12 protein-coding genes are annotated in these 12,180 nt (G+C 66.4%); 10 read left to right on the plus strand and 2 right to left on the minus strand.

The window, feature by feature from the left end:
* Positions 1-30 precede the first annotated feature (30 nt).
* On the minus strand, positions 31-1,281 hold the full coding sequence (locus tag AC4D2M_RS12140) for a M24 family metallopeptidase (protein ID WP_490892139.1): 1,251 nt from the start codon (positions 1,279-1,281) through the stop codon (positions 31-33).
* Positions 1,282-1,469: 188 nt separating this feature from the next.
* On the opposite strand from AC4D2M_RS12140, the gene AC4D2M_RS12145 reads away from it, so the two are divergent.
* The 4 genes from AC4D2M_RS12145 to AC4D2M_RS12160 all read left to right on the plus strand — a co-directional run bounded on the left by AC4D2M_RS12145 (position 1,470) and on the right by AC4D2M_RS12160 (position 5,110).
* The gene (locus AC4D2M_RS12145) at positions 1,470-2,093 is read left to right on the plus strand and encodes a TetR/AcrR family transcriptional regulator (RefSeq protein WP_490892140.1); all 624 of its coding nucleotides are present in this window, start codon (positions 1,470-1,472) and stop codon (positions 2,091-2,093) included.
* Positions 2,090-3,655, plus strand: a complete 1,566-nt coding sequence (locus AC4D2M_RS12150) for an MDR family MFS transporter (protein ID WP_490892141.1) — start codon at positions 2,090-2,092, stop codon at positions 3,653-3,655. The genes AC4D2M_RS12145 and AC4D2M_RS12150 overlap by 4 nt, the downstream gene beginning before the upstream one ends.
* A gap of 41 nt (positions 3,656-3,696) precedes the next feature.
* Positions 3,697-4,143, plus strand: coding sequence for an SRPBCC family protein (locus tag AC4D2M_RS12155; RefSeq protein ID WP_490892142.1), 447 nt, complete (start codon positions 3,697-3,699; stop codon positions 4,141-4,143).
* Between the two features lie 229 nt (positions 4,144-4,372).
* Entirely contained in the window at positions 4,373-5,110 is a 738-nt protein-coding gene (locus AC4D2M_RS12160; RefSeq protein WP_490892143.1) for a sigma-70 family RNA polymerase sigma factor, read from the plus strand.
* A 5-nt stretch (positions 5,111-5,115) separates the two neighbouring features.
* On the opposite strand, the gene AC4D2M_RS12165 is transcribed toward AC4D2M_RS12160, so the two are convergent.
* Positions 5,116-6,081 carry a glycosyltransferase family 9 protein gene (locus AC4D2M_RS12165; RefSeq protein WP_490892144.1) on the minus strand — a complete coding sequence of 322 codons (966 nt, stop codon included), beginning with the start codon at positions 6,079-6,081 and terminating at the stop codon, positions 5,116-5,118.
* 118 nt (positions 6,082-6,199) lie between these two features.
* On the opposite strand from AC4D2M_RS12165, the gene AC4D2M_RS12170 reads away from it, so the two are divergent.
* The 6 genes from AC4D2M_RS12170 to AC4D2M_RS12195 are packed head-to-tail and all read left to right on the plus strand — an operon-like array spanning position 6,200 to position 12,179.
* Positions 6,200-6,724, plus strand: a complete 525-nt coding sequence (locus tag AC4D2M_RS12170) for a D-glycero-alpha-D-manno-heptose-1,7-bisphosphate 7-phosphatase (protein WP_490892145.1) — start codon at positions 6,200-6,202, stop codon at positions 6,722-6,724.
* The gene (locus AC4D2M_RS12175) at positions 6,721-7,782 is read left to right on the plus strand and encodes a glycosyltransferase family 9 protein (RefSeq protein ID WP_490892146.1); all 1,062 of its coding nucleotides are present in this window, start codon (positions 6,721-6,723) and stop codon (positions 7,780-7,782) included. Before AC4D2M_RS12170 ends, AC4D2M_RS12175 begins: the two co-directional genes overlap by 4 nt.
* The gene (locus tag AC4D2M_RS12180) at positions 7,779-8,780 is read left to right on the plus strand and encodes a glycosyltransferase (RefSeq protein WP_490892147.1); all 1,002 of its coding nucleotides are present in this window, start codon (positions 7,779-7,781) and stop codon (positions 8,778-8,780) included. Before AC4D2M_RS12175 ends, AC4D2M_RS12180 begins: the two co-directional genes overlap by 4 nt.
* Positions 8,777-10,093: a glycosyltransferase gene (locus AC4D2M_RS12185; protein ID WP_490892148.1), complete on the plus strand. Its 1,317-nt coding sequence runs from the start codon at positions 8,777-8,779 to the stop codon at positions 10,091-10,093. The genes AC4D2M_RS12180 and AC4D2M_RS12185 overlap by 4 nt, the downstream gene beginning before the upstream one ends.
* A complete protein-coding gene (locus AC4D2M_RS12190) occupies positions 10,090-10,782 on the plus strand; it encodes a D-sedoheptulose-7-phosphate isomerase (RefSeq protein WP_490892149.1) in 693 nt (230 codons plus the stop codon). The genes AC4D2M_RS12185 and AC4D2M_RS12190 overlap by 4 nt, the downstream gene beginning before the upstream one ends.
* Complete coding sequence (locus AC4D2M_RS12195) at positions 10,779-12,179, plus strand: PfkB family carbohydrate kinase (RefSeq protein WP_490892150.1); 1,401 nt, start codon at positions 10,779-10,781, stop codon at positions 12,177-12,179. Before AC4D2M_RS12190 ends, AC4D2M_RS12195 begins: the two co-directional genes overlap by 4 nt.
* Position 12,180 lies beyond the last annotated feature (1 nt).

A 12,180-nucleotide genomic window follows, 5' to 3' on the forward strand; every position in this document is an offset into this window, starting at 1 on the left:
GATGCGGGCGCCGCCGTCGTACCTGCTTGCTCAGGCCTCGATGATGTTGTGCTCGGGCCCGAAGGGGAAGCCGGTGATGTTCTCGGCCCCGTCTTCCCCGATAACGAGGATGTCGTGCTCGCGGTAGCCGCCGGCGCCGGGCTGACCATCGGCCACGGTGATCATGGGCTCCATGGACACAACCATGCCGGGTTCGAGAACGGTATCGATGTCTTCGCGCAGTTCGAGGCCTGCCTCGCGTCCGTAGTAGTGGGAGAGGACGCCGAAGGAGTGGCCGTAGCCGAAGGTGCGGTTGGCGAGCAGGCCATGCCCGATGTAGATCTCATTCAGCTCGGCGGCAATGTCCTTGCAGACAGCGCCGGGTTTGATGAGTTCGAGTCCCCGCCGGTGCACCTCGACGTTGATGTTCCACAGCTCCAGGCTGCGCTCGTCCGGCTGGCCGAGGAACAGTGTGCGCTCCAGGGCGGTGTAGTAGCCGCTGGTCATCGGGAAGCAGTTGAGCGACAAGATGTCACCGCGCTGCAGCTCGCGCGTGGTGGCCCAGTTGTGGGCGCCGTCCGTGTTGATGCCGGACTGGAACCACACCCAGGTGTCGCGTACCTCCCGGTGGGGGAAGGTGCGGGCGATTTCGTGCACCATGGCCTCGGTACCGATGAGCGCGACCTCGTACTCGGAGATGCCCTCCCGGATGGCAGCCTTGATCGCCTCGCCGCCCAGATCGCCGATCCGGGCCCCGTGCCTGATGACCTCGATTTCTTCCGCGGACTTGATCATGCGCTGGCGCATGGCGTCCTGGGACACGTCGAGCAGTTCCGCACCGTCGAATGCCGCCTGGATGCGTTCGCGGGTCATCGTCGGCAGGGCGTCATCCTCGACTCCGAGTCGACGGGCCGTGACGCCACGCTGGCGAAGTGCCTCCTGCAGTCCGAAGTAGAAGTTGTCGCGCTTCCAGTCGGTGTAGACGATGTTCTCGCCATAGCTGGTGCGCCACGGCATACCGGCGTCGATATTGGCGGTGACCGTGACCGAGGCATCGGCGGTGACAACCAGAGCGTAATTACGGCCGAACGTCGTGTAGAGGAAGTCCGAGTAGTACTTGATGCCGTGATAGCTCGTGAGGATGACGGCGTCGAGCTCCTTAGCCGCCATGATCCGGCGCAGTCCGGCAAGGCGGCGTTCGAACTCGGCGTCCGAGAACGTCAGGGCCTGCTTGGTGCCATTGTGCAGGACCTTCAGGCGATCGAGGTCCGCGACATTGATGACAGACGGGCTCAGGGTCATGATTTCTCCTTTGAAATGTGGGGAGTTGGAAGCAATATGGGGAGTCATGTCTGGGTTGCATTCAGTGCAACCCTGTTGCACCAGCGTAGATGTGGTTCGGGTCACAGTCAAGCGCCTCCTGGAAACGGGACTTGCACCCCTGCAAGATTGCAGTTGTGCAAGTCCGGTGAAACTGGCAGAATAGTTTGGTGAGTCAACTAATTTCCCTACGGGAACGCAAGCGCACCGAGACCTGGGCAGCCCTGCACGACGCCGCCACGCGCCTCACGCTGGAGAAGGGTCCGGAGGCTGTCACGGTCGAGCGGATTGCCGCCGAGGCGAATGTCTCCCCGCGAACGTTCTTCAACTACTTCAGCACCAAGGAAGACGCGATCCTCGGGCTGCAGGAACCGAGCATCGATGAGGGACTGCTTGAACAGTTCTCTCCGGAACACGACCTCATCCAACAGGTATCGCGGCTGTTGATCGCCGGCGTGCATTCCGCAGAGGGCGGGGAGCAGGACGCCAGCCGGCGCACCGAAGTGCTCACCGCGTATCCGGTCCTGCGCCAGCGCCGGTACGCCTATTTTCTTCGCGTGGAGCAACTGGTGCGCGAGGTGGTGGCCGCCGCGCTGATCGGCTCCGGACGATGGCAGGCCGCGCTGAGCCGCTATTCCGCCGAAGATGTTGCGCGCATGATCGTCCTCGTGGCCGGAGCGCCGACCCGGTACGCGTTCCAGCAGTCAGCGGATACGCCCAAGATTGAAAACCAGTTTTCCGCACTCGACGGCGCCACTGTGCTGCTCCGAGAGGTTTTGGAGGAGATCCGATGACCAGCACCGTCCCACGCAAGGAAACAGGTTTGCTGCTCCTGTTTGTCGGCCTGATGCTTTCGATGCTCCTTGCAGCCCTGAACCAGATGATTCTCAGCACGGCACTGCCCACGATCGTCGGTGAGCTCAACGGCGTCGATCAGATGCTCTGGGTCATTACCGCGTACATCCTCGCAGCGACTATCGTGATGCCCATTTACGGCAAGCTCGGAGACCTGCTCGGCCGGAAAAACCTACTGCTGCTCGCGATTGCCATCTTCATGGCGGGATCGATTGTCGGCGGCCTCGCACCGAATATGGAGTGGCTGATCGCCGGACGCGCGGTTCAGGGCCTGGGTGGCGGCGGGCTGATGATTCTCTCCCAGGCCATCATTGCGGACGTCGTTCCTGCCCGGGAGCGGGGCAAGTACATGGGCGCCATGGGCGGCGTGTTTGCCTTCGCCTCGGTGGCGGGCCCGTTGCTGGGCGGCTGGTTCACGGAGGGTCCAGGCTGGCGCTGGATGTTCTGGATCAACATGCCCCTGGGTCTTGCGGCGGTGCTCGTGGTCTTCTTCTTCCTCCACCTTCCGGCGCGTGAGCGGGCGCACCCGCACGTCGACGCCGCCGGCATGGTGCTGCTTGCCATTGCGACGACGTCACTGGTTCTGGTCGGTACGTGGGGCGGCACGGAGTATCCGTGGTTGTCGGCGCCGATCCTCGGGCTGATTGTTCTCGCCGTCGTGACGGCAGTGCTGTTCGTCGCGGTGGAGCGGCGCGCAAAGGAGCCGATCCTGCCGATGAACCTGTTCCGTGAACGCAACTTTGTCCTCACCACCGCGGGCGGACTGCTGATCGGCGTGACCATGTTCGGTGCCATCGGCTACCTGCCTACTTACCTGCAGATGGTGACGGGTGCGAGCGCCACCAACGCCGGACTGCTCATGATCCCCATGATGGGCGCGCTGATCGTGACCTCCACCGGCTCGGGGTTTCTGGTCAGCAGAACCGGCCGCTACAAGTGGATGCCGATCGTGGGCTCCGTCGGCGTCACAGTGGCGCTGTTGCTGCTTTCAACCATTTCACCGACGACGCCGGTCTGGCAGATCTGCGTCTTCATCGCAATCATGGGTGCCGGGCTGGGCCTGAGCATGCAGATCCTGGTGCTGATCGTCCAGAACACTTTCCCGAACCGCGTGGTCGGCACGGCGACGGCCTCCAACAACTATTTCCGGCAGATCGGTGCAACTCTTGGATCGGCAGTTGTCGGCAGCCTCTTCACTGCGCGGGTGGCGGAGTTGCTGAGGGAGCGGCTGCCTGCGGGCGGGTCGGCACTTGAGGGAGGCGCGAATTCGCTCACCCCGGAACTGGTCAGCGCGTTGCCGGAAGCTCTGCAGTCACCCATCATCCAGTCCTACAACGACGCCCTCACGCCGCTGTTCCTCTACATGGCTCCGCTTGGCGTGATTGCAGCAATTCTGCTCGCGTTCGTCCATGAGAAGGCGCTGTCCACCGTCATCGAACGGGACACCCGGGTAGAGCGTGAGGCGGGTATTCCTCCCGAGTCAGTCGAGACGAATCGCTGAGCCGGCGCAGCAGGGGCGGTCGCAGCAGGGACAATGATGGCATGGCTAACCCGTACCTGATCCGCCGCGAGCGGTTCATCCCCGCCCCTCCCTCCGCGATTTTCGACGTGCTCGTCACGCCGGCACTGCACAGCGTCATCGACGGTTCAGGGACGGTTACGGGCGAGCAGCCAAACGGGCCGCAGCGGCTCTCCGCCGGCGCCCGCTTCGGGATGGACATGAGAATCGGGGCGCCCTACAAGATACTCAACACCGTCGTCGAGTTCGAAGAGGGAAAGCGGATCGCGTGGCGCCACTTCGCCCGCCATATCTGGCGCTACACCCTGCGGGAGCACGACGGCGGCACGCTTGTCATAGAGGAATGGGACGCGCGCGGTGTGCCCGGCAGGGCGGTTCTGAAGCTCCTCGGGTTCACGAGGAAACATCCAGCGTCCATTGAGCGCACCCTCGAGAACCTTGAGAAGTACGTTGCGGAGCGGCACCCATAGAGTGTCGAAGAGAAGTAGTCAATACCTTAGCCGAGAAACGATTAGAAGATTTCTTGGATAACAATCCGATAAACGCGTTGCCCTAACAGCATGCTTATGTTCTTCTGAAGAGAACCGCCCCACGTCTTCTTCAAGAGGTGAAAGTATGCGCGCTGCCGCCCGTACACGGAGTATCAACACCCGCGATGTCCCAACGAAATCGCGGTGCCAGGGCAGGCTACAGGCGGCGATGCAGGAAGAAATCGCGCTGGAACACCTCCATATCGCTGAGGGAATCGCGAGGGGATATTCCCCGTTCGCCAAGGATGCTGCTGATGTCCGTCAGGTTGCCTATGAGGGCCTGATGAAGGCGGCAAGACGCTTCGACCCGGGACTCGGTATCGACTTCGCTGCCTACGCCGTTCCAACAATCAGGGGCGAAGTGAAGCGGTATCTGCGGGACTGCTGCTGGATGGTCCGGCCGCCTCGCGAACTCCAGGACCTGAAGTCAGCGGCCGTGAAGGCGGAATCGGAGCTTGCGCAACGCCTGGGTCGCGAGCCGTCCCTGAGGGAATTGTCCGAGCATCTTGAGAAGGATCCGGCGATTGTGGGTGAAGCTTTGAGCTGTCGCGGAAGCCAACGCCCCGAATCGCTCGACACTTCTGCGGAGGGACAGGTATGGGCGGAGATCCTGCCCGCTGACGATGACCAGTATGCCCGCAGCGATGACGTGCTTACCCTGCGTGCCGCTGTCCGTGAGCTCTCGACGCCGGAGAAGGAACTGCTGTACCGGCGGTACTTCCACGAGGAGTCCCAGGACCGGATCGCCCGTCGGCTGGGGATGACCCAGATGCAGGTCTCGCGTCTGCTGTCCCGAACACTGGTGAAACTGCAGAAACGACTTCTTGATGAGGGCGGTGCTCGGGGCGCGGAAGCAGCGGGTGCGATTCGGATGGCCGCAACGGACAAGATGGCCCGCATCGCCTGAATGTCCTACCGGGGAATGCCCAGCTCCGCAGCCGCGCGCAGTACGTCCTCAGGTGTCACCGCAAGAATTGCCGGATCAGGGTCGCTCGCGAAGGTTTCACCGCGGCGCACGGACTCGTCCGTGAGCACAAGGTGCGGCCCGGGAGGCGGCCCCCATTCGGATACGGGAGCGGGCCCGAACAGCACCACGGACGGCCGGGCATATGCCGAGGCAAGGTGTGCGGCACCCGTATCGGCCGAGATAACAAGCGCAGCGGAGGAAACCAGGGCCGCGAACTCGAGCAGCCCGAGCCGTCCGGCCACAACATTCTCGCCGGGAAGCCCGGCAGTCTGAGCGACGGCTTCGGCACGGGCCCGTTCGCCCGCACTGCCGGTCAGCAGCACCCGATGCCCCGCGGACGAGAGCGCACGGGCGACCTCCGCGAACCGCTTGACCGGCCAGAGACGGCTTCCGTAGGCGGCGCCCACATGAATCACGACGGCGCCCGCCGCCGGGCTCGCGACCGGCGGCTGTAACAGGCGGTAATCCAGTGGATCCGCCTCGATGCCGTGCTCCGTGACGAGGCGGGCCCACCGGTATCTTTCATGCACTCCGTCTTCCCAGTCCGGCCCGAACCAGCCCGGAGCGCGGTGCCCGATCCGACGGGCAGCATCCAGCGCTTCAAGCCTGCCGCGGCTTTCCGGACCGTTCCCATGCAGGTTCACGGCGACGTCGACCCTGCCCGGGCGCAGGGCCAGCGGCTCATCAAGCCCGGAGGTGGGCAGCAGCGCGTCCACAGCTCCGGTCAGCCGGACAATCGGCTCCAGCCAGGACTGGGCGGCATACAGGATGCGGTGCTCCGGGAACGCGCGGCGCAATCCCCGCAGCGCAGGCACCGCAACCAGCAGGTCGCCCAGTTTCAGTGCGCGAAGCGCCAGTACCTCGGGGCGTCCGTCCGGCTCGAGCGCTTCCACGGCGGTGTCAGGCAACATGGGAATATCCTGCCAGAAGGCATTGGCCGCGCGGGGCGGAAGCGTGAACCGGGAACCTCAAGCGAACTTCTCCGCTGAGAAGTGTTTAGGTTCCCTCTTCGCAGGGAACAGTGCCTGTATGAGAAGCGAGCCCAAAGCCGTTCTCCTCGACAGAGACGGCACCATCGTGGTGGACGTGCCGTATAACGGCGACCCGGACCGCGTTGTGGCCATGCCCGGCGCGGAAGAAGTGCTCAACACCCTTCGTGCTGCGGGCGTGTCGCTGGGCGTGCTCACCAACCAGTCGGGAATCGCGCGGGGGCTGCTCACCGCCGCCCAGGTGGAGGCGGTGAATCAGCGCGTCGAAAACGTCCTCGGTCCGTTCGACCTTTGGGAAATCTGCCCACATGGGCCCGACGACGGCTGCAGCTGCCGCAAGCCCGCACCCGGCATGATTCTGCGAGCGTGCGGGAAGCTTGGCCTGCACCCGTCCGAGGTCGCCTTCATCGGGGACATCGGCTCCGACGTTGAGGCAGCTGCCGCTGCCGGAGCAACAGGTGTTCTGGTTCCCACACCGGTCACCCGGCAGGAAGAGATCGACGCCGCACCGCTCGTTGCGCACAGCCTTGCTGAAGCAGTCGCACTGCTCCGGGGGGCCACATGACGGGCCGCATCCTCGTGGCCCGTCTGGACAGCGTGGGCGACGTGCTCCTGTCCGGACCGGCTGTCCGGGCGGTAGCAGCAAGCCATCCCGCCGGCGTCGTCATGTTGTGCGGCCCCCAGGGGGCGCCTGGGGCGAGGATGCTCCCGGGAGTGTCCGACGTGATCGTCTGGGACTGTCCATGGATCACAGCGCCGGCGCCGGGCGTCACCGAGCAGCACCTGTCGACCCTGAAGGACGACGTAAGAGCTGCGGGTGTCACCGAGGCCGTCATCCTGACCTCGTTTCACCAGTCGCCGCTGCCGCTGGCGTTGCTGCTGCGGCTGGCCGGTGTCCGGCACATCACCGGCGCCTCCGTCGACTATGCGGGCAGCCTGCTCGATGTCCGGTTGAAACCCGGCGAGGATTTTCCCGAGGACCAGCCGGAGGCTGAGCGTGCGCTGCGGATTGCCGCTGCCGCCGGTCATCACCTGCCCGACGACGACGACGGCCGGCTCCGCGTATGCGATATCCCCGACGTGACACAGCTGGTGGGTGCCGAGCCATACATCGTTCTGCACCCTGGTGCCGCGGTCCCTGCCCGTGCCTGGCCGCCCCTGCATCATGCTGCGCTCGCCGAATTGCTCACGGGCGGCGGGTACCGCGTGGTAGTGACCGGAGGAAACAGCGAGCGTGAACTGACGGCCACTGTGGCCGGTCCTGACGGCATCAACCTCGGCGGGCAGACCGACCTTCCCACCATGGCCGGCGTACTCGCCGGAGCTGACGCCGTCGTCGTCGGAAATACCGGCCCGGCGCATCTGGCTGCAGCGGTGGGCACACCGGTGGTCAGCCTGTTCTCGCCCGTGGTGCCGGCGGTCCGGTGGGCGCCGTACCGTGTGCCGGTCGAGCTGCTCGGGGAGCAGAACGCGCCCTGCAGGTTGACCCGGGCCCGCGAATGTCCCGTTCCCGGGCACCCCTGCCTCGCCAACGTAAGCCCCGAGGAGGTCTTCGCCGCCGTGCTGCGGCTGACCTCGGGTGTCCCGTCCCTGGCCAGCAGGAGAGAAACGAGGAACGCATGAGAATACTGCTCTGGCACGTGCACGGCGGGTGGACCGATGCCTTTGTGCGCGGACCACACGAATACCTGTTGCCCACCACGCCGGAGGGCGGCCCGTGGGGGCTGGGCCGGGCAGGCCGGGACTGGCCCGCCTCCGTCCGCGAAGTGGCGCCGGAGGACCTGCGCGAGTGGAACCCCGACGTCGTCGTCCTGCAGCGGCTTGGAGAGCTCGAGGAGGTGGAGCGGCTGCTCGGCCGCCGGCCCGGCCGCGACATTCCGGCGGTCTTCCTCGAGCACAACACCCCCAAGGGCGACATCCTGACAACGCTGCATCCGCTGGCTGGGCAGAGCGAAATCCCCATCGTTCATGTCACCCACTTCAACCAGCTCTTCTGGGACAACGGCATGGCGCCCACCATGGTCGTGGAACACGGCATCGTGGACCCGGGCCCGCTCTACACCGGCGAGATTGCGCACGCCGCGGTGGTGGTCAACGAGCCGGTGCGGCGCGGACGGGTGACCGGAACCGATCTCCTTGCACGGTTCACGCGGGTTGCTCCCCTCGACATCTTCGGCATGGGAACCGCGGATCTGCCCAACGCACTCGGTTTGGGAGCCGACGAGCTCACCGTATGCGGTGACCTCCCGACGCCGACGCTTCACGCGGAGCTCGCCCGTCGCCGGCTGTACATCCACCCGCTGCGGTGGACTTCGCTGGGACTGGCGCTGCTGGAGGCCATGCATCTGGCGATGCCCGTGGTTGTGCTGGCCACCACTGAAGCGTCGCGCGCGGTGCCGCCGGAGGCAGGCGCCATTTCCACCGACGTCGACGAACTCTGCGCCGCGGTCCGGTTGCTGGTCGAGGATCCGGAGGTGGCCCGCGCGCGTGGAGAGGTGGCGCGGCAGGTAGTGCTCGAGCGCTACGGACTACCGGGGTTCCTTCAAGCGTGGGACGAGGTTCTGGGCCGGGCCACGGAGCGTATGCGCGTCCTTGCAGTTTCTGAGAGGAGACCACAATGAGGATTTCCATGGTGTCGGAGCATGCGAGCCCGCTCGCCGCGCTCGGCGGAGTGGACGCCGGAGGACAGAATGTGCACGTCGCTGCGCTGTCGCTGGCGCTCGCCCGGCGCGGACACAGCATCACCGTCTATACCCGGCGGGACAGCACGGACCTGCCCGAACGGGTGCAGGCGGCGCCCGGTCTCGAGGTTGTCCACGTTGACGCCGGCCCGCCCGCCGCCATTTCCAAGGACGAGCTGCTGCCTTACATGCGGGCGCTCGCCGACGGTATTGCGGCGGACTGGGGCTCCCGCCCGCCGGACCTCGTGCACGGCCACTTCTGGATGTCGGGACTTGCGGCACTCGATGCGGCCCGGCGGGAAGACTCGGGCTACGCCGTCCCGGTGGTTCAGACCTTCCACGCGCTGGGGACCGTCAAGCGGCGGCATCAGGGCAAGGAGGACACCAGTCCGCCGGAGCGCGCCTGGTTGGAACCGTCCGTGGGCCGGCAGGTGGACCGCGTGATCGCGACCTGTTCGGATGAGGTGTTCGAGCTGAAGGCGATGGGCGTCGAGGGTACCCGGGTATCGGTGGCGCCATGCGGGGTGGACCTCACGCTGTTCGGCGCAAACGGTCCTGTTGCACCACGTCACCGGGCACATCGGATCATGACCGTCGGACGTTTGGTTCCCCGCAAGGGCGTGGACCTGGTGATCCGCGCCCTACGGATACTCGCGGACAGCGGAGTGTTCGACGTCGAACTGGTCATCGCGGGCGGCGGAGGTGACGCCAAGCGCCTCGAAGAAGATCCGGAAGCCAGGCGGTTGATGGCACTGGCAACGGAACTGGGCGTCGCGGATCGGGTAATTCTGGAGGGCCAGGTGCCCCGCGAACGGATGCCGGAGCTGCTTCGCAGCGCTGACGCCGTGGTCTGTGCACCCTGGTACGAGCCGTTCGGGATTGTCCCGCTCGAAGCTATGGCCTGCGGTGTTCCGGTGATCGCCGCTGCCGTGGGAGGCCTCATCGACACCGTCGTCGACGGGCAGACGGGACTCCACGTGCCGCCGCGGGATGCGGGTGCGCTCGCCGATGCCGTCCGCCAGGTCATTGAAAACCCCGAGGCTGCAAAGGAGCTTGGGAAGGCGGGACTGGCGCGGGTCCACGCCCGCTACTCCTGGGACCGCATCGCTGCTGACACCGAAAAGGCCTACCAGCTCACCCTCAACCAGGCTGGCGGGAGCCCGCGGTCCGGCCGCAGCGCTTCCCGGTTGGCCCAGGCTGCAACTCTGCCGTCCAGTTCACATCTGCAAAGCACAGGAAGGAGCGCACGATGAGCGCTGAACACCTTGCCACCGTCCGGGCCGGGCGCAGGCAGCCGCTGATCGCAGTTCCGCCGCATCCCCCTTCGGCGCCGCCCGACGCAGCCGGATCCGGGGCCCTCGATGCGGTAATAGGACACCTGGAGCAGGTACTCCCCGCAGTTGAGTCCCTCATGGCTTCTGCCGCCCACCTTGCCGAATGGGGTGTGGACCTCGCCGAACGCCTTATGGCGGGTCAGCGACTGCTCGCCGCGGGCAATGGAGGCTCGGCCGCTGAAGCCCAGCACCTTACGGCGGAGCTGGTGGGCAGGTTCGACGGAGACCGTGAAGCATTCTCCGCGATCTCCCTGCACGCTGAGTCCTCGTCTGTGACGGCGATCGCCAATGACTATGGATACGAGAACATGTTCGCCCGTCAGGTGCAGGGCCACGGCCGGGAGGGAGACATCCTGCTGCTGCTGAGCACCAGCGGCAGCAGCCCGAATCTCCTGCGCGCCGCCGAAGCCGCACGCACGATCGGTGTCACGAGCTGGGCTCTCACAGGCCCCGGCCCGAACCCGCTCACCGCGCTTTGCGATGACCATGTGGCCGTGAACGCCCGGTCGGCCAACGCGCAGGAGGGCCACCTCATTGCCCTCCACGCGATCTGCCGGGCATTCGACGCTGAAGTAGCACGCTGCCGGGCGACGGAGGCGGGATCATGAAGATTGTCGTAGTGGGCGACGTTCTCCTCGACGTCGACCTGTCCGGGGAAGCCAGCCGACTGAGCCCCGACGCGCCCGTCCCCGTGGTCGACGTGGCTGCCGCGAAGCGCCGCGCCGGTGGTGCCGGCCTGGTTGCACGCATGCTGCAGCAGGATGTGCAGGAGCGTGGGCAGGGAACAGCGCTTGAACTCGTCACTGTGCTCTCCGACGACGACGCCGCTTCCACCCTGCGCGAAGAGCTCGCCGGCATAACGCTCGTGACCGGCCCCTCCGGTGCGCCGACTCCGGTCAAGACGCGGATCCGGGCTGGGAGTCACCCGGTTGTGCGGTTCGACGAAGGATGCGGGGAAGCGCCGGTGCCGCCGGTGACAGGGGACATGCTGCGTGCGGTGGAGACGGCCGACGTCGTGCTGGTCTCCGACTACGGGCGGGGGCTTGCCGTGAACGACCAACTGCGGGAGGTGCTGGGGCGGGTCGCCGGTCGCATCCCGGTTGTCTGGGATCCCCACCCGTCAGGGCCGGACCCCGTGCCGGGAGTGGCCGCCGTGACCCCCAACCTCAGCGAGGCGTTGAAGGCGGTCGGAGCATCGCCGGGTGGCAGGACCGACGTCGTGCGTGCGGCAGCGGACGCCGCCGCCTTGCTGGAGCGGAGGTGGAAGAGCAGGGCGGTCATCGTGACTCTGGGGGAGCGGGGCGCCCTGGTCCACCGTCAGGGTGAGGGCGCCGAGTTGCCGCACCTGGTTCCGGCTCCCGCGATCGTCGCGACGGACCCCTGTGGCGCCGGTGACCGTTTCTGTTCGGCGCTTGCGCTCGCACTCGGCGCGGGCGCGGGTTTGGAAGAGGCAACCCACTCGGCCGTCCAGCAAGCGGCCGGGTTCCTCGGCCGGGGCGGGGTGTCAGCCCTCGGGGAGGATCCGGAACCGACGCAGCTGCACGGCCGCGCTGTCGATGCGCTCCGCGTTGTCCGTGAAACCCGGGAGGCCGGCGGCACGGTGGTGGCAACAGGGGGATGCTTCGACCTGCTGCACGCCGGCCATGCGCGCACGCTCTCTGCCGCGCGGCGGCTGGGGGACTGCCTGATCGTCTGCCTGAACTCGGATGACTCGGTCCGCCGGCTGAAAGGCCCGCAGCGCCCCATCATGGGCGAGGAGGACCGGGCAGAACTGCTCTCCGCGCTCGAATGCGTCGACGCCGTATTCGTCTTCGGCGAGGACACGCCGGAAGGGGCGCTCGCGACCCTGCGTCCCGACATCTGGGTCAAGGGCGGCGACTACTCCGCCGCCCAGCTCCCCGAATCCGCACTCGTGCGGTCCTGGGGCGGGCAGACCGTCACCGTCCCGTATATCCCTGCACGTTCAACCACGTCCCTGGCCGCGGCCCTCGCCGAGGTCGGGTAAC

Source organism: Arthrobacter sp. TJ-270 (assembly GCF_058269075.1).

Excerpts from the sequence above, each read along its gene's own strand:
- AC4D2M_RS12140 (WP_490892139.1), bottom strand. The coding sequence starts at position 1,281 with ATGACCCTGAGCCCGTCTGTCATCAATGTCGCGGACCTCGATCGCCTG.
- AC4D2M_RS12150 (WP_490892141.1), top strand. The coding sequence starts at position 2,090 with ATGACCAGCACCGTCCCACGCAAGGAAACAGGTTTGCTGCTCCTGTTT.
- AC4D2M_RS12155 (WP_490892142.1), top strand. The coding sequence starts at position 3,697 with ATGGCTAACCCGTACCTGATCCGCCGCGAGCGGTTCATCCCCGCCCCT.
- AC4D2M_RS12160 (WP_490892143.1), top strand. The coding sequence starts at position 4,373 with ATGCAGGAAGAAATCGCGCTGGAACACCTCCATATCGCTGAGGGAATC.
- AC4D2M_RS12165 (WP_490892144.1), bottom strand. The coding sequence starts at position 6,081 with ATGTTGCCTGACACCGCCGTGGAAGCGCTCGAGCCGGACGGACGCCCC.
- AC4D2M_RS12170 (WP_490892145.1), top strand. The coding sequence starts at position 6,200 with ATGAGAAGCGAGCCCAAAGCCGTTCTCCTCGACAGAGACGGCACCATC.
- AC4D2M_RS12175 (WP_490892146.1), top strand. The coding sequence starts at position 6,721 with ATGACGGGCCGCATCCTCGTGGCCCGTCTGGACAGCGTGGGCGACGTG.
- AC4D2M_RS12180 (WP_490892147.1), top strand. The coding sequence starts at position 7,779 with ATGAGAATACTGCTCTGGCACGTGCACGGCGGGTGGACCGATGCCTTT.
- AC4D2M_RS12185 (WP_490892148.1), top strand. The coding sequence starts at position 8,777 with ATGAGGATTTCCATGGTGTCGGAGCATGCGAGCCCGCTCGCCGCGCTC.
- AC4D2M_RS12190 (WP_490892149.1), top strand. The coding sequence starts at position 10,090 with ATGAGCGCTGAACACCTTGCCACCGTCCGGGCCGGGCGCAGGCAGCCG.
- AC4D2M_RS12195 (WP_490892150.1), top strand. The coding sequence starts at position 10,779 with ATGAAGATTGTCGTAGTGGGCGACGTTCTCCTCGACGTCGACCTGTCC.